The sequence below is a fragment of the Streptomyces sp. NPDC026522 genome, from assembly GCF_055567555.1.
Window position 1 is genome coordinate 615,132 of record NZ_JBVHQF010000001.1, and the last position, 18,467, is coordinate 633,598.

2 protein-coding genes are annotated in these 18,467 nt (G+C 76.3%); both read right to left on the bottom strand.

The genetic code is table 11. The annotated features are described in order from the left end of the window. Window positions 1-45 precede the first annotated feature (45 nt). Window positions 46-10,584 carry a non-ribosomal peptide synthetase gene (locus ACZ4M3_RS02735; protein ID WP_467729496.1) on the bottom strand — a complete coding sequence of 3,513 codons (10,539 nt, stop codon included), beginning with the start codon at window positions 10,582-10,584 and terminating at the stop codon, window positions 46-48. Beyond that, entirely contained in the window at window positions 10,581-18,437 is a 7,857-nt protein-coding gene (locus ACZ4M3_RS02740; protein ID WP_467729497.1) for an amino acid adenylation domain-containing protein, read from the bottom strand. Before ACZ4M3_RS02740 ends, ACZ4M3_RS02735 begins: the two co-directional genes overlap by 4 nt. Window positions 18,438-18,467: the final 30 nt, after the last annotated feature.

An 18,467-nucleotide genomic window follows, 5' to 3' on the forward strand; every position in this document is an offset into this window, starting at 1 on the left:
CGGGATCGGTGTGCGGGATCGGTGTGCGGGGTCGGGTGTGGGGGATCAGGCGGGCAGGGCCGCTGCGATGGCCCGGGCCACCGAGGCGGCGTGCGGCGGGTCCATCACGGTGTGGTGGTTGCCCGGGACCACGGCGTGGCGCAGGGCTCCGCCGGTGCGCGGCCGCCAGGGCTCCGGGTCCACCAGCGGGGTGGCGAGTTCGCCGTGCACCTCGGCCACCGTCCACAGGTGGACGGCCGTGGTCAGGACGGCTTCGGTGCGGTACGCCGCCGACGCGGCGCCGTTGGCCTCCGCGACCCGCAGCAGGCGCCGCAGCGCCTCCGGGGCCGAGCCGCGCGGGAGGCTGCCGTCCTCGCGGCCGCGCCGGACCAGTGCGTCGAGGAGGGCGTCCTCGTCCAGCCCGCGCGCTTCGCCGGCGTCGAGCCCGGCGGCGATCCCGTACCGGAGCAGGTCCGGATCTCCCGCGGTGGCGTCCGCCCGGGGCACCGGCCCGGGAGCGGCCGTGTCGACGAGCCCGAGGAAGGCCACCGTCTCCCCGGCGGCTTCGAGCCGGGCCGCCATCTCGAAGGCGACCGTACCGCCGAAGGACCAGCCGGCCAGCAGGTACGGGCCGTGGGGCTGCTCTTCGCGTACGGCGGCGAGGTAGCGCTCGGCCATCTCCGCCACCCGCTCCAGCGGTGCGTCCGCGGTGTTGTAGCCGACGGACTCCAGCCCCAGGACCCGCCGGTCGCCGGCCGGGGCCGCGGCCAGGCCGCGCACCAGGTCCCGGTAGCAGACGACGTCACCGCCGCGCGGGTGCACCAGGATCAGCGGCGGCCGCGCCGGGTCCCCCTCGGCGAGCGGGACCAGCAGCCGGGCGGCCGCCGCACCCGCCTCCGGGAGCGCCTCGCAGAGCAGCTCCACGGTGCGCCGGCGGAACACCAGGTTCAGCGGCAGCTCCACCCCGAACTCCCGCTGTACGGCGCCCATCAGCTGGAACGCCTTGAGGGAGTGGCCGCCCAGGTCGAAGAAGTCGTCGCGGACGCCGACCGGCGCCACGCCCAGGACCTCCTCCCACAGCCGGGCCATCCGCAGTTCCGCCGCGTCGCGCGGGGCCACCCGCGGTGCCCGGCCGGCCAGGTCCGCGCCGGCCGACGGGGCGGGCAGGGCCCGCCGGTCGAGCTTGCCGTTGGGGGTGAGCGGCAGCCGCTCCAGCGTGCTCAGCACCCGCGGGACCATGTACTCGGGCAGGTCCTCGCGCAGGAAGTCGCCCAGCGCCCGCAGCTCGCCTTCGGCATCCCGCCAGGTCACGTATCCGGCGAGGACCGCGTCGACGCCGTCGCCGTGAACCGCCACGGCCGCCGCCAGTACCTGCGGGTGGCGGGCGAGCGCGGCCTCGATCTCGCCGAGCTCGATGCGGTGGCCGCGCACCTTGACCTGGCCGTCGGCCCGGCCCCGGTACTCCAGGGCGCCGTCCGGGAGCCGGCGCACCAAGTCCCCCGTGCGGTACAGCCGGCCGCCCGGCGTGTACGGGTCGGGGACGAAGCGGTCGGCGGTCAGCCCGGGCCGGCCGTGGTAGCCGCGGGCCACCCCGTCGCCCCCGATGAACAGTTCGCCGAACACGCCGACCGGCACCGGCCGCAGCCGCTCGTCCAGCACGTACAGCCGGGTGTTGGCGAGCGCCGAGCCGATCGGCACCGACCCTTCGGCCGCCGGGCCCGACAGCCGGTGGGCGGTGGACCAGACGGTCGTCTCGGTGGGCCCGTACACGTTCCACACGGTGCCCAGCGCCGCGCGCATCCGCTCGGCGAGGGCCGTCGGCAGCGCTTCGCCGCCGCACAGCGCCCGCACTCCGGGTGCGGTCCAGCCCGTCTCCATCAGCTGGTGCCAGGTGGCCGGGGTGGCCTGCACCACGGTGGGGGCGCACGCGTCCAGTTCCCTGGCGAGCAGGACTCCGTCCCGCGCCGTCTCCCGGTCCACGACCCGTACGGCGGCGCCGGCGGTGAGTGGCACCAGCAGCTCCAGGACGGCGATGTCGAAGGAGGCGGTGGTGACCGCGGCCACCGTGTCCGCCGGGGCGAGCGCCAGCCGGCGCGTCATGTCCCGGGTGAAGTTCGCCAGGGCGCGGTGCGGCACCATGACGCCCTTGGGGCGGCCGGTCGAACCCGAGGTGTAGATGGCGTAGGCGAGGTGCTCCGGCTGGAGCGCCACCGGCGCGGCAGGACCGGCCGGGCCGTCGGCCGCGAGCAGCGCTTCCAGGTCGACCACCCGCACCCCCTCGGGCGCCCGCAGCCGGGCGGCGGCGTCGCCGGAGACCACCAGCACCCGGGCACCGCTGTCGGACAGCATGTACTCGACCCGGTCGGCCGGGTACTCCGGGTCCACCGGCACGTACAGCCCGCCCGAGCGCAGTACGCCCAGCAGCGCCGCCGGCAGCAGCACCGAGCGCTCCACGCAGACCGCTACCGCGGTGTCCGGGCCCACCCCGAGCCGGGCCAGTTCCCCGGCCAGCCGCCCGGCGGTCCGCCACAGCCCGGCGTAGTCCAGGCTCCGCCGGCCGTCCTCGACCGCGACCGCGGCGGGCGTGCGCGCGGCCTGCTCGCCCACGCGTTCGTGCAGCGGCCGGTCCGCCCCCGCCTCGGCGGTGTCGTTCCAGCCGTGCAGGACCCGCTGCTCCTCGGCCGCGCCGAGCAGGGGCAGCGAGCCGACCGGTGCGTCCGGCGCGTCCGCCGCGGCGGCGAGCAGCTCCAGCAGGGCGGCCGTCATCCGGGCGACGGTCTCCCGGTCGTACAGGTCGGTGGCGAACACCGCCTCCCCGTGCAACTGCCCGTCCTCCTCGGAGAGGTACAGGGACAGGTCGAACTTCGAGGCGCCGCTCGCCAGGGCGACCGGCTCGGCCGCCAGGCCCGGCAGCGCCGGCGGCGCCGCGGCCTCCTCGTTCAGCACCAGCATCACCTGGAAGAGGGGGTTGCGGCTGAGATCGCGCTGCGGGTGGACCTCCTCCACCAGCCGCTCGAAGGGAACGTCCTGATGGGCGTACGCGCCCAGGCAGGTCTCCCGGGCCCGGCCGATCAGCGTCGCGAATCCGGGATCCCCGGACAGGTCGGTGCGCAGCACCAGGCTGTTCACGAAGAAGCCGACGAGCGGCTCCAGTTCGCTGCGGTCGCGGCCCGCGATGGGTGAGCCCACCGCCACGTCCTGGGCGCCCGACCAGCGGCCGAGCAGTGCCTGGAAGCCGGCCAGCAGCACCATGAAGAGGGTGGCGTCGTGCTGCCGGCCCAGCGCGCGCAGCCGCTCCAGCAGCGGCGCGGGCACGGTGAAGGGCAGCTGGTCGCCGCGGCCGGAGGGAGTGGCCGGCCGCACCCGGTCGGTGGGCAGGTCCAGCGGGGTCAGTCCGGCCAGCCGCCCGCGCCAGTAGCCGAGCTGCTGGGCCAGCAGGTCGCCGGTCAGCCGCTGCCGCTGCCAGGCGGCGAACGCGCCGTAGGACACGGCCAGTTCCGGGAGCGGTTCGGCGCCGTCCTCGGTGCGTGCCCGGTAGGCGGCGAAGAACTCCTGCCAGAACACCGCGACCGACCAGCCGTCGAAGGCGATGTGGTGGGCGACGATCACCAGCAGGTGCTCGCGCTCCGCGAGCCGGACGAGCCGGGCCCGCAGCAGCGGTGCGGTGGCCAGGTCGAAGGGCATGGCGGCGTCGGCCGCAGCCAGTTCGAGCGCGCGCTCCCCGGCCGTCGGCGCCGGGTCCGCCCCGGCCGCCGGGGCGGAATCCGCCGTGGTCAGGTCGGTGAACTCCGGGGAGAACACCTCCACCGGCTCCACGACGAGCCGGGCCTCCGCCACCCCGCCACCGCCGGCTTCGATCCGCGAGCGCAGCACCTCCTGGCGGGCGACGACGTCCCGCAGGGCGCCGAGGGCCGCGGCGGTGTCGAGCGTCCCGCTCAGCCGCATCGCCCCCGGCATGTTGTAGTCGGGCCGGCCGGGCTGCAGCCGGTCCAGGAGCCACAGCCGCTGCTGTCCGAACGAGAGCGGGCCGGGTCCGGCGGGCAGCGCCGCGATCGCGGGCTCGCCGCCGTCCCCGAGGCCGGCCAGGGCCCGCGCCAGGTCCCCGGCGACGGGGTGGCGGAACAGCAGCTGTACGGGGATCTCCAGACCCAGCAGGGTCCGCAGCCGCGAGATGACCCGGGTGGCCCGCAGCGAGTGCCCGCCGCGTTCGAAGAAGTGGTCGCGCAGGCCCACTGGGCCGTCGCCGAGCACCTCCTGCCACACCTCGGCGACCGTCCGCTCCAGCGCGGTGCGCGGGGCGAGGTAGGCCCGGGCCGGCCCGCCCGCGCCCGGCTCCGGCGCCGGCAGCGCCTTGCGGTCGACCTTCCCGTTGGGCGTGAGCGGAAGGGCGTCGAGCGCGACGAGCACCGAGGGCACCAGCGCGGCCGGCAGCACCCCGCGCACCGCGTCGAGCACGGCCGCCGGATCACCGGCCGTTCCCGGCTCGAACACCACGTACGCGACGAGCGCCTGGTCCGCGCCCTCGCCGTGGGCGGCGGCGACGGCGCGGGCCACGTCCGGGTGGCGCAGCAGGGCCGCCTCCACCTCGCCCAGCTCGATCCGGTGGCCCCGGATCTTGACCTGGTTGTCCCGGCGGCCGTGGAACTCCAGCACCCCGTCGGCGCGCAGCCGCGCCAGGTCGCCCGTCCGGTACATGCGGGCGCCGGGCGGACCGTAGGGGTCCGGCGGGTAGGCCTCGGCGGTGCGGCCCGGGTCGCCCAGGTAGCCGCGGGCGACCCCGCGGCCGGCGATGAACAGTTCGCCGACCGCACCGCGCGGCAGCGGTTCGAGGTGCTCGCCGAGGACCAGCACCCGGGCGCCGGGCAGCGGGCGGCCGATGGGGATGCGGCCGCTGTCGATGTCGGCGTCCGTCACCACGTGATAGGTGGTGGTGTTGGTGCATTCGGTCGGGCCGTACTGGTTGACCAGCCGCAGCCGTTCCGCCGGACCCAGCGCGCGGGCCGCGCGGGCCAGTTGGGGGGTGAGCGCCTCGCCCGTGGTCATCACCAGCCGCAGCTCGGGGCAGGGCTCCGGGACGGCCTCGACCAGCGGGGCCAGCATCGAGGGCACGATCGACAGCAGCGCCGAGACCCGCTCGGTGCGCAGCAGCCGGGCGAGGGCGTCCGGGTCCGCGGCCTCGTCCTGCGAGGCCAGTACGACGCGCCCGCCGGTGGTCAGCGGGGCGAAGAGGTCACGGACCGAGGGGTCGAAGGTGAGCGCGGTGCGGGCGAGCACGGTGTCCCCGGCGCCGATCCCGAAGGTGGCGGTCAGCGCCGCCAGGTAGCCGGTGATCGCGGCGTGCGGGACGGCGACGCCCTTGGGCCTGCCGGTGGATCCGGAGGTGTACAGCAGGTAGGCCAGGTGGTCCGGTCCGGCGACGGCGGGCAGGTCCGCGGCGTCCGGGTCGTCCGGGCCGGGGGCGCCGGCCTGCGTCGGCGGGACCTCGTCCAGCTCCAGTACGGGTACGGAGTCCGGCAGCGGGGGCGTCGCCCCGTCGGGCAGTCCGCCGGTCAGGACCAGGCGGGCCCCGCTGTCCTCCAGTACCGTACGGATCCGCTCGGCCGGGTGGCCCGGGTCGAGCGGGACGTAGGCGCCGCCCGCCTTGAGCACGGCCAGCACGGCGACGACCGTGCGGGTGTCGCGGCCGGTGAGCACCGCGACCGTGGTCTCCGGGCCGATGCCGAGGTCCCGCAGCCGGCGGGCCAGCCGGTTGGCCGCCGCGTTCAGCTCGGCGTAACCGGTGGAGCGTCCCGCGCAGGTCACGGCGGTCGCCAACGGCCGCAGCCGGGCCTGCTCCTCCACCAGGGAGTGCAGGGTCGCCGCCGGGGCGGTGGCCTGCGGGGCGGCGGCGGAGTCCTCGCCGAGCAGGGCCGCCCGCTCGCCCACCGACAGCACTTCGAGCCGGGACAGCGGCGCGTCCGGCCGGTCGGCGGCCGAGCGCAGCAGGCGCAGGTAGTGGGCGCCGAAGCGCTCGGCGGTGCCGCGGTCGAAGAGGTCGGTGGCGTAGCTCAGGGTGCCGGTCAGGCCGCCGGGGTGCTCGGTCATGGCCAAGCTGAGGTCGAACTTGGCGGTCCCGTTGCCGGTTTCGACGGTCTCCACCCGCACCCCCTCCAGCGGCAGCGCGTCCGGCTGCTCCGGGTGGAGCTGGAAGAGCACGTCGAACAGCGGGTTGCGGCTGAGGTCGCGCTCCGGCCGGAGCTCCTCCACCAGCCGGTCGAAGGGGACGTCCTGGTGCTCGTACGCCTGGAGCGCGGTCTCCCGGACCCGGCCCAGCAGCGTGCCGAAGGCGGGATCGCCGGACAGGTCGGTGCGCAGGACCAGGGTGTTGACGAAGAAGCCGATCAACGGCTCCAGTTCGGTGCGGTCGCGGCCCGCGATGGGTGAGCCCACCGCGATGTCGTACTGCCCGGTGTAGCGGGCCAGCAGCGACTGGAAGCCGGCCAGCAGCACCATGAACAGGGTGGCTCCGTGCTCCCGGGCCACGCCGCCCAGCCGGGCGGCGAGTTCGGCCGGCACCTCGAAGGTGACCGTGTCGCCGGCACCGGAGCGGGCGGCGGGGCGCGGCCGGTCGGTGGGCAGTTCCAGCGGCGCGAGCCCGGCCAGCCGACCGCGCCAGTGGGCGATCCCGCGGTCGGCCGCGCCGTCGGCGAGGCGCTGCTGCTGCCAGTGCGCGAAGTCCCCGTACTGGACGGCCAGAGCGGCCAGGGCGGGACGTCCGCCGCCGCGCAGTGCGGCGTAGCAGTGCGAGAGCTCCTGCCACAGGACCGGCATCGACCAGCCGTCGCCGACGGTGTGGTGCAGGACCAGCACGAGCAGGTGCTCGTCGGCGGCCGTCCGTACCAGCCGGGCCCGCAGCAGCGGTGCGGCCGTCAGGTCGAAGGGAGCGGCGGCGTCCGCGTGCGCCAGACCCAGCGCCCGCGAGCGGGCCTGCTCCAGGGGCAGTTCGGCGAGGTCGGTGAGCAGCGGGACGAATACCCCGGGCGGCTCGACGGCCTGCACGGGGCCCCGGGGCCCCTCGGTGATCCGCGAGCGCAGCACCTCGTGCCGGGTGACGACGGTGCGCAGGGCGTCCAGCAGGGCCGCGGCGTCGAGGCCGCCGTGCAGCCGGGTGACGACGGGGATGTTGTAGTCGGGCCGGCCCGGCTGCAACTGGTCGAGGAACCAGAGGCGCTGCTGGGCGAAGGACAGCGGCGCCGGGGCGCCCGCAGGGCGCGGTGCGATCACCTCGGCGGCGTCGTCCGCACCGGCCTGCGCGTGCTCGCCGCGCAGCAGGTCCAGGGCCGTGGCGAACCCTTCGAGCACCGGGTTCTCGAACAGCAGCCGCAGCGGGACGGGGCCGCCGAGCCGGCCGCCGAGCCGGGACACCACCCGGGTGGCCCGCAGTGAGTGGCCGCCCAGGTCGAAGAAGTCGTCCTGCCGTCCGATGCGGTCACGGCCGAGCACCTCGCCCCAGACCTCGGCGACGAGCTCCTCGGTGGCGGAGGCGGGAGCGGTGAAGCCGACCCGCCGCACGTCCGGTTCGGGCGGCGCCGGCAGGGCCCGGCGGTCCAGCTTCCCGTTCGGGGTCAGCGGCAGCGCCTCCAGCGGCACGATCGCGGCCGGGAGCATGTAGGCGGGCAGCCGGGCGGCCAGGGCGCGGTGCAGCTCCTCGGGATCGGCGCAGGCGCCGGGCGCGGCCACCACGTACGCGATGAGCTGCTGCTCGCCGGCGGCGTCGGCACGGACTACGACCGCGGCCCCGCCGATCTGCGGGCAGCGCAGCAACTCGGCCTCGACCTCACCGGGTTCGATGCGGAACCCGCGGATCTTCACCTGCTGGTCGGCGCGCCCCAGGTAGTCGACGGTGCCGTCGGGGCGGCGCCTGGCCAGGTCGCCGGTGCGGTACATGCGGGCGCCGGGCGGCCCGTACGGGTCGACGGCGAACTGGCGGGCGGTCAGCCCGGGCCGGCCCAGGTAGCCGCGGGCCAGGCCGGTGCCGCCGATGCACAGTTCACCGACCGCGCCCTCGGGCACCGGGCGGCCCTGCCCGTCGAGCACGTACAGCCGGGTGTCGTCGAGCGGCGTGCCGATCGGGACGCGCCCGTCGACTTCCCGGCCCGCCCGGGCGTCCAGGGTGTGCCTCGTGGCGAAGGTGGTGGTCTCGGTGGGGCCGTACGCGTTGGTCAGCAGGGTGCCGGGGGCCGCCGTCAGGGCCCGGCGGAACGCCTCGGGCGAGGCCGCCTCGCCACCGGTCCACACCTCCCGGACCTCGGTGAGCAGTTCCACGCACTCCTCGACCACCAGGTTGAACAGGGCGGCGGTCAGCCACAGGGTGGTGATCCCGTGCTCCCGGACGAGGTCCGCGAGCGCGGCCGTGTCGATCCGGCCGGGCGGTGCCATGACCACGGTGCCGCCCGCCAGCAGCGGCACCCACAGCTCGTACGTCGAGGCGTCGAAGGACAGCGGGGAGTGGGCGAGCACCCGGCGGTGCGCCGGACCGAAGGAGGCGTCCCGGGCGAGCGCCGCCACATTGGCGTGGGTGACGGCGATGCCCTTGGGCTCACCGGTCGAGCCCGAGGTGTACATGACGTAGGCCAGCTGGTCGGGGACGCAGGGCGGAGCCTGCACGGCGGCCGGTTCCGGCCGCGCCGCCGTCACGTCGAGCACCCGTACCCCGGCCGGCGCGGTGGCGGCGGCCTCGTGGCCGGCCGTGACCGGATCGGTGAGCAGCAGCCGGGCGCCGGTCCGCTCCAGCATCCAGTGCAGCCGCTCGACGGGGAAGTCCGCGTTCAGCGGGACGTACGCGCCGCCCGCCTTCAGGACGGCGAGGATGGCCACCGGCACGTGCAGAGAGCGCTCCAGGAGCAGCGCCACCGCCGATTCGCGGACCACTCCGGCCTCGCCCAGCCGGGCGGCCAACGCGTCGGAACGGGCGTCGAGTTCGGCATACGTGAGCCGCTCCGCGCCGCACACGACGGCCACGGCGCCCGGGGAGGTGCGCACCCGTTCGGCGAACAGCTCCGGCAGGGTCGCCGGGGCGAGGTCGGTGCGCACGGCGCCGTGTCCCGTGCCGACCAGCCGCTCGGCACTGGCGGCGGCGGGCAGCAGCTCGCCGAGGGGGCGGCCGGGTTCGGCGGCGGCCGCGGCCAGCAGTTCCAGGTAGTGGGCCAGGAGCAGCTCGGCCGTGGCCCGGTCGAACAGGTCGGTGTCGAAGACGAAGGAGCCGGTGCAGCCGTCGGCGCCCTCGGCCACGAACACGCTGATGTCGAAGAGGGAGCCGCCGAAGTCGGCGGTCACCGCCTCGGCGGACAGCCCCGGCAGGCGCAGCCCGGCCGTCTCGTCCTGGGCCGACGCGAACATCACCTGCACCAGCGGATTGCGGTCGCCGACCCGCTCGGGACTCAGCCGCTCCACCACCCGGTCGAACGGCACCTCCTGGTGGTCGTACGCGTCCAGGGTGACGCGGCGCACCCGGTCCAGCAGCCCGTCGAAGCCGATCTCGCCCGACAGGTCGGTGCGCAGCACCAGGGTGTTGACGAAGAAGCCGATCAGCGGCTCCAGCTCGACCCGGTCGCGCCCCGCGACCGGGGTGCCCACCGCGATGTCGGTGCTGCCGCCGTACCTGGACAGGACGGCCTGGAACCCGGCGAGCAGCGTCATGAACAGGGTCACGCCGCGGCCCTCGGCGAGCCGGCGCAGCCGCTGCGTCAACGACGGGTCGAGGGCGAACGGGAGGCTCTGCCCGTTGCCGCTGCGCCGGGTGGGGCGCGGCCGGTCAGTGGGCAGCTCCAACGTTTCGAGACCGGCGAGGGAGCGCTCCCAGAACTGCAACTGGCCGTCCATCAAGCCGTGTTCGAACCGCTCGCGCTGGAAGCGGGCGTACGCCTGGTAGTCCAGCGGCAGGGCGGCCGTGGGCAGCGGGGCGCCCTGGGCCAGGGCGGTGTACCCGTCGGCCAGCTCCTGCCACAGCAGCCCCATGGACCAGCCGTCGGTGGCGATGTGGTGGACCACCAGCACCAGCAGGTGGTCCTCGGCGCCCAGCCGGATCAGCAGCGCGCGCAGCAGCGGGCCGCGGGCCAGGTCGAAGGGCTTGCGGACCTCCTCGCGGGCCAGCCCCCGGGCCCGCAGTTCCAGCTCCTCCAGCGGACCCGCACCGAGGTCGAGGACCGGCAGCGGTACCGCGTCGGGCGTCGGCCGGACGACGGGGTGCGGCAGCCCGTCGCGCTCCTCGAAGACGGTGCGCAGCGTGGCGTGGCGTGCCACCACGGCCGTCAGGGCCTGCCGCAGCAGGTCCGGGCGCAGCGTGCCGCGCATCCGGACCACCTGCGGGATCGCGTACCCGGAGCGGCCGTCGGCCATCCGGTCCGCGAGCCACATCCGCTCCTGGGCGAACGAGGCGACGGGTTCCCGGGCCGGCGCACCGCTCCCGGCCGCTCCCGCGGCGGCGTCGCCGGCCGTGGGCCCCTGGGCGCCCGACGGATCCGCCAGCGCGGCCTGGACCCGGCGCCGCAGCAGCTCACGGGCTGCGGCGAGCCGGCTGTCGACTGCCGCCGGCACAGCCGCCGGCGAGCTCTCCTGGGTGGTCACGAGGTCTCTCCCTGGGATACGAGTGAAAGTGCTGCGTCGTCCGCCGTGGCGGCGATGTCGGCGAAGAGGGCCGTCTCGACCGCCGCGGCGAGGCCCGCGACGGTCCGGTGTTCGAAGAGGGTGTGCAGGGGCAGTTCCAGGCCGAGCGCCTGGCGCAGCCGGGCCGCGACCCGGGTCGCGCTCAGCGAATGGCCGCCGAGCGCGAAGAAGTCGTCATGGCGTCCGATGCCCGTGCGGTCCAGGACCGCCCCCCAGACGAGCGCGACGAACTCCTCGGTCTCCCCGGCGGGCGGTTCGTGCCCGGTCGCAGCGGCCTCGGCCGCGGGCGCCGGCAGCGCCTTGCGGTCGAGCTTGCCGTTGGGAGTGACCGGCAGCCCGTCGAGGACCACCAGCAGCGGCACCATGTACTCCGGCAGCGACCGCGCCAGTTCGGCGCGCATCCCCGCCGCGTCGAGCACCGCCCCGGCGGCCGGGACCACGTACCCGGCGAGCCTGCGCTCGCCCGGCACGTCCTCGCGGACCACCACGGCCGCGCTGCCCACCCCGGGCAGCCGGGCGAGCGAGGTCTCGATCTCGCCGAGCTCGATCCGGAAGCCGTGGATCTTCACCTGGTCGTCGGTGCGCCCCAGGTACTCCACCGCGCCGTCGCCGCGCCGCCGGACGATGTCGCCCGTGCGGTACATCCGCGAACCCGGCGGCCCGAAGGGGTCCAGCGGGAAGCGTTCCGCCGTCAGTTCCGGCCGCCGCAGGTAGCCGCGGGCCAGCCCGGCCCCGGCCAGGTACAGCTCGCCGGGCAGGCCCACCGGTACGGGGCGGCCCGCCGGGTCCAGGACGTACAGCGCGGTGTTCCAGATCGGCCTGCCGATCGGCACCGGCCCCCGGTCCGCCCGGCGGCAGTCCCAGTGGGTGACGTCGACCGCCGCCTCCGTGGGCCCGTACAGGTTGTGCAGCGGCACGTCCAGCACATCGAGGAACCGGTTCTTCAGCTCCTCCGGCAGCGCCTCGCCACTGCACACCACCCGGCGCAGGGACCGGCACCGGCCGGCCGCCGGCTCCTGCGCGAAGACCGCCAGCATCGACGGCACGAAGTGCACGGTGGTGACCGCCTCGCGCTGGATCAGCCCGGCCAGGTAGGCCGGGTCCTTGTGGCCGCCGGGCTCGGCGACCACCAGCACGGCGCCCGTCAGCAGCGGCCAGAAGAACTCCCACACCGACACGTCGAAGCCGAACGGGGTCTTCTGCAGCACCCGGTCGTCGGCGCCCAGTCCGTAGCGGTCCTGCATCCACAGCAGCCGGTTGACGATGGCCGCGTGCTCCACGACGACCGCCTTGGGCCGGCCCGTCGAACCGGAGGTGTAGATCACGTACGCCGGGTGCGAGGGCAGCGGCGGCTGCGCGGCGCACTCCCCGGCCCCGTCGGGGCCGTCGTCACCTGCGTCGGCATCGGGGCGCACCCGCACCGGCCCGGGGGCCGCCGGCAGCAGCGGCTCCACGTCCTCGGTGGTGATCAGCAGCACCGGCTGCGCGTCCGACAGCAGGTACGCCACCCGGTCCGCCGGCAGCGTCGGGTCGACCGGCAGGTACGCCGCGCCCGACTTCAGTACGGCCAGCAGCGCGACCACCAGCTCCGTCGAGCGGTGCAGCGCGACCGCCACGATCCGCTCCGGACCCGCCCCGCGGGCCCGCAGGGCGCCGGCGAGCCGTTCGGCGCGCGCGTCCAGTTCCGCGTACGACAGCCGCTCCCCGCGGAACACGGTCGCCGGGGCCCGCGGGGTGGCGGCCACTTGGCGCTCGAACAGCTCCACCAGCGTGGTGGCGGGCACCGGGACGGCCGTGCTGTTCCACTCCTCGATCAGCCGGTGCTGGTCGGCGGAGAGCAGGTCGATCTCCCCGACCGGGGTCCGCGGCTCGTCGGCCGCCGTGGCCAGCAGCCGCTCCAGCGCGTCCGCCACGCTGCGCGCGGCCCGAGCGTCCAGCACGTCGGGGCGGTGGTCCAGGTGCAGGCGCAGCCTTTCGCCGGGCAGGACGATGAGGTTGACGGTGTAGTGGGTGGCGTCCGAGCCGTCCACCCCCGTCAGCCGCAGCCCGCCGGCCGGCTCCCGCAGCGACTCCAGGTCGAGCGGATAGTTCTCGACGACCACGGTCGTGTCGAACAGGGTGCCCAGCCCGGTGGCCCGCTGGATCTCGGCCAGCCCGAGGTGCTGGTGGTCCATCAGCCGGGCCTGCTCGTCCTGGAACCGGGCGAGCGCGGCGATCAGCGGCTCCGCCCCGTCCACCCTCATCCGGACGGGCAGGGTGTTGATCAGCAGCCCGACCATCTCCTCGATGCCGTCGAGGTCGGCCGTGCGGCCCGAGACGGTACCGCCGAAGACCACGTCGTCGCGGCCGGTCAGCCGGGACAGCAGGACCGCCCAGGCGCCCTGCACGACACTGTTGAGGGTGATGCCCGCGGACCGGGCCCGCGCGGTGAGCCGCTCGGTCAGCCCGCGCGACAGCTCCAGCGAGATCCGCTCGGGCAGCGCGTCGAGCCGGTGCGGGTCGGCGGCCCCCAGCAGGGTGGGCTCGTCGAGGCCGGCCAGGGCGGAGCCCCAGGCGGCGGTGGCCGCGTCCCGGTCCTGGCGGGCCAGCCAGTCGAGGTAGTCCCGGTAAGGGACGCCCGCGACGGCGGCGGCCGGCTCCGCACCGGTGGCCGCACCGTAACCGGCGAGCAGCTCGCGCAGCAGGACCGCCGAGGACCAGCCGTCCCACAGGACGTGGTGGTTCGTCAGCACCAGGCGGTGGCTCTCGGCGCCCACCCGGACCAGGGTGAAGCGCACCAGCGGCGGCCGCTCCAGGTCGAAGCGCCGCCCCCGGTCGGTGGCCAGCAGCTCCTCCCACGCCCGCTCCCGCGCCGCCCCGTCCAGGCCGGACAGGTCGGCGCTCTCCCAGGGGGCGTCCACCGCATCGAGGACCACCTGCACGGGCCGGTCCAGGCCGCGGTCGGTGAAGGCGGCGCGCAGTGCGCTGTGGCGGGCCAGGAGCCCGCGGCAGGCCGCGGCCAGGGCCTGCGGGTCCAGGGCGCCCTCCAGGGTCAGTACGAGCTGCCCGGTGTAGGCGTCCACGCCCGCCGCGTCGTAGGAGGCGTGGAAGAACAGGCCCTCCTGGAGCGGGGAGAGGGGGATGACGTCCGTCAAGGCGGGGTAGCGCTCGGCGAGCGCGTCCACCTCCGACTGCGTCAGCCGCACCAGCGGGAAGTCACGGGGCGCGGGCCGCGCGGCCCCGCCCGACGGCGGCGCCCAGCGGGCCAGCAGCCGCAGGGACTCCTCCCACGCGCCGGCCAGCGCCTCGGCCTCCGCGCGTTCGACCAGGTCCTGCGGCCAGGTCAGGACGGCGCGGAAGGAGGGGCCCGCCGGGCCGTCCAGGGCGAGGGCGTCGATCTGCAGGCAGTGGTCGACGGGCATCCGCGGATCGCCGGCGGCGCGCAGCCCGCCCGCCTCGGCGGCCGGCCCCCAAGGGGCGTCGCCCGAGGCGTCGAACCGGCCCAGGTAGTTGAACAGGACCCGCGGCTGCGCCGCCGCGGCCAGCTCCCGCGCGGTCTCCGGGTTCAGCCGGGCGAGCAGACCGTAACCGGTGCCGTGGTCGGGCACGGCCGCCAGCGTGTCGTGGACCCGCCCGACCAGTTCGGCGAGCGCGTCCCCGCCGGAGCGCGCCGCGGCCGGGTCGAGGCCCCGCAGGTCGAGCCGGACCGGGTACTGGGTGGTGAACCAGCCCACGGTGCGGGACAGGTCGTGCCGGCCCGTGCGGTCGGCCCGGCCGTGGCCCTCCAGGTCGAGCAGCAGGCTGCCGGGCTCGTGGCCGCCGCGGACCAGGGGGTGCCGCGCCGCCAGGGCCAGGGCCGCGAGCAGGATCTCGGCCGGTCCGGTGCGCAGGGCCGCGGGCACCGCCGAGAGGAGCGGGGCGGCCACCTCCGCGGGCAGGTCCAGGGTGAGCGTACGGGTGGCGCCGACGGTATCGCGTACCGGATCGGGCACCCGCTCCCACAGCGCGGGCGCGCCGGGCCCGGACGCGTCGGCGTCCCGGTCCGGGGCCAGGACCCCCTGCCAGAAGGGGAGTTCGGCCAAGACCTCGGGGGAGTGGGCCTGCCGCTGGAGGTGCGCCGCCCAGTCGCGGAAGGAGGCGCCGCCCGGGGCGAGCCGTACCGGCCGGTCCTCGGACACCGCCGACCAGGCCTCGGCGAGGTCGCCCAGCAGGATCCGCCAGGACACCCCGTCCACCGCGAGGTGGTGCACGCACAGCAGCAGGCGCCCGGGTGCGCCGGCGCCGCCGAAGCGGACCGCCCGCAGCATCACGCCCGCGGCCGGGTCCAGTTCACCGGCCGCGACGTCCGCCGCCCGCTCCGTCGCGGCGGTGCGGGCCGCGTCGTCCAGTCCGGTGGTGTCCACGCTGCGGTAGAGCCCGGCCGCGTCCACCGTCCCCGGCGCGCCGACCGAGCAGAACGGGCCCTCGGGGCCGTCGGCCGTGCGCAGCCGCAGGGCCGCGTGGTGGTCGAGGACGGCCTGCAGGACCCGGACCAGGCGGGCGTCGTCCGCGTCCTCGGGCAGCGCGAGCACGACGGACTGGCTGAAGCGGCCGTAGGGGCCGGGACCGTCCAGCAGCCACCGCATGACGGGGGTCGCGGGCAGTTCGCCGTACTCCTCCTCACCGGCGGCCCCCTGGTCGGCGCCGTCCGGGCCGCCGTCCACGGGGGCACCGGCAGCGGCGGCGAGCGCGGCCGCGGTCTTGTGCTCGAAGACCTCGCGCAGGGTGAAGGAGAACCCGCGCGCCCGGGCTCGGCTGACCAGGCCGAGCGCGGCGATGCTGTCGCCGCCGAGCTCGAAGAAGTTGTCGTCGGGGCCCGCCGGGCAGCCGAGGACCTCAGCGATCAGTGCGCTCAGCGTCCGCTCGGCCGCGGTGTACGGGCGCTGCGGCCCGCCGACCGCCGCGGGCGCCGCCGCCGCGGCGGCCGGAACGACGAGTGCCTTGCGGTCCACCTTGCCGCCGGGGGTCAGCGGCAGCCGGTCCAGCACCACGAAGGTGTGCGGAACCATGTAGCGGGGCACGGCCTCGGCCAAATGGGCCGCCAGCTCCGCCGGTTCGGCCACGGCCGCGCCGGGGGCGGGTGCCACGAAGGCGACCAGGCGCCGCCCGCCGCCGGCCGCCTCGTGCACGGTGACCGAGGCCTGGCCCACCGAGGGGTGGCGGCCCAGCACGCTCTCGATCTCGCCCAGTTCGATCCGGTGGCCGTTGACCTTGACCTGCTGGTCGATGCGGCCGAGGAACTCCAGCTGCCCCTGCTCGGACCAGCGTACGAGGTCACCGGTCCGGTACATCCGGGCTCCGGGCAGCGCGCCGAACGGGTCCGGTACGAACCGCTCGGCGGTCATCCCGGGGCGCCCCGCGTAGCCGTGGGCCAGGCCCGCGCCCGCCACGCACAGCTCGCCGGCCGCGCCGGGCGGCAGCAGGCGCAGCTGCGGATCCAGCACGTACGCCCGGTGGTTGACCATCGGCCGGCCGATCGGGGGAACCTGCCCGTTCGAGGGGGACGCGCACCGGTGCATGGTGACGGACACCGCGGCCTCGGTCGGGCCGTAGGCGTTCCACACCTGGCGGCCGCCGCGCGCCCACCGGTCGACGGCGTCCCCGGAGGGGGCCTCGCCACCGGTGGACAGGAAGCGCAGGGCGGGCAGGGCGGCCGGGTCGAGCAGGGGCAGCAGGGCGGGCGGCAGGTCGGCGACGGTGACCCGCTCCCCGGCCAGCAGCGCCTGGAGGCGGTCGACGTCCGTACGCTCCTCGTCGGTGGCGAGCACCAGGGCCGAGCCGCTCAGCAGCGCGCCGAAGACGTCGAGGACCGAGACGTCGAAGGACAGCGAGGCGAAGCCGAGGAACCGCTCGCCGGAACCCCCCGCGGCGGTCGCCGGGGCGACGCCGCACAGCGCCAGGTGCCCGAGCACGAAGTCGGCCGCCGCGGCGTGCGGCACGAGGACGCCCTTCGGCTCGCCCGTACTGCCCGAGGTGTAGAGCAGGTACGCGGCGCTGCCGGGGGAGTGCTCCGCGCCAGGGCGCCGGTCCGCGCTGACCGGTCCGCGGGGCCGGTCGCCCGGCACCACCACGTCCGCCAGTTCCGCGGGCAGGCAACCGGCGGCGCCCGGGCCCGCCACGGCCGTACGGATGCCCGCGTCCCGGACGATGTACGCGATCCGCCGCTGCGGCAGGGCGGGGTCGAGCGGCACGTAGCAGCCGCCCGCCTTGAGGATGCCGAGGAGCGCCGCGACCATGGCGGGGGAGCGCTCCACACTGACGCCGACGGGCACCCCCGGGGCGGTCAGCGGACGCAGCCGGTCCGCGATCTGCTCGGCCCACGCGTCCAGTTCGGCGTAGCTGAGCCGCTCGCCGGCGCAGAGCACGGCGACGGCGTCCGGCGTGCGCGCCGCCTGCTCCTCGAACAGCTCGTGCAGGCACCGGTCCGGCGCGGCCGCGGTGCTGCCGCCGTCGCCGAGGACGGCCAGCCGCTCCTCGTCGGCGCCGGTCAGCAGCCCGAGCGAGTCGACGGGGGCCGACGGGTCGGCGGCGGCCAGCGCCACCAGGAACCGGACGAACCGCTCCTGGTGGGCCGCGAGCGCATCCGCCCCGCCCTCTGCCGCATCGCCCTCGACCTGCACGGTGAGCGGGCTGTCACCGCCGCGGTCGTAGACGTTGACCGAGACGTGGTCCACGGGGCCGACGGCCAGGTTGTGGGCGGTGGCACCCGCGCCGCCGAAGGAGAGCCCGTAGTCGAAGGACATCAGGTTGACCACGGCGTCCCAGGGCCGGGCCGCCGACCCGTCCGCGCCGCTGTACAGCTCCTCCACCCGGTAGCGCTGGTGCCGCAGCGCCTCCTTGATCCCCGCCGAGGTGCTGCGGACCAGCTCGCCCACGGTCATCGCCCCGGTGACCCGCAGGCGCAGCGGCAGCACCTTGGAGAACATCCCCGGCGTACGGCGCGCGGCGGGCGTGGTGCGCCCGGTGACGGGCAGCCCGAGGACCACGTCCTCGGTGGCACCGACGCGGTGCAGGTAGCCGGCGGCGGCCGCCATGACCAACGCCGACCAGCGGGTGCCGAGCCGCCGGGCGGCGTCCCGCAGGGCGGCGGCGTCCGCGGGGTCGAGGTCGCGGCTCACCCGCACGGCCGCCCCGGTCGGGCGGGCCGGGGTGTGGCCGGTGAAGCTCACGGGTTCGGGGGCGCCGGCGAGCTTCGCCCGCCAGAACTCCCGGTCGCGCGCGTGCTCTTCGGAGCGGCGGTAGGCGTGCTCCTCCGCGACGATCTGCTCCCAGGACGCCGCGTCGGAGGCGGGCACGGGGGCGCCGGCCGCGAGGGCGGAGTAGATCTCGGCGGTCCGGCGGGCGAGGAGGGAGCCGCTCACCCCGTCGGCCACGATGTGGTGGTACGCCTGGAGCCAGCGGTGGGTCCGCGGACCCGTCCGTACGAGGAGCTGGCGCGTCACGTCGCCGGTCGCGAGACCGATGGGCCGGGCGAGCTCCGCGCGCATCAGCGCCTCGGCCTCGGCGGCCGGGTCGGGGCGGGCGCCGACGTCGGCCACGGCCAGCCGGAAGGGCGGCCGGTCGGCGGGCACCTGCCGTACCTCGCCGTCCACTTCGGCGAACCGCATGCCGAGCGCCTCGGTCTCGGCCAGTGTCCGGCCCAGGGCCTGCTCGAAGAGCTCGACGTCCAGCGCCCCGTGGATCTCCAGGTACTCGCCGATGGTGTAGTCGCTGCGGGCGGGATCGAGCTGTTGCGCGAACCAGACGCCGGTCTGCGGCGAGGTCAGGGGCAGGAACCCGTGGTCGTGAGTGGCCATGCGGTGGTCAGTCTCCTCAGTCGGATCGGT

Excerpts from the sequence above, each read along its gene's own strand:
- ACZ4M3_RS02740 (WP_467729497.1), bottom strand. The coding sequence starts at position 18,437 with ATGGCCACTCACGACCACGGGTTCCTGCCCCTGACCTCGCCGCAGACC.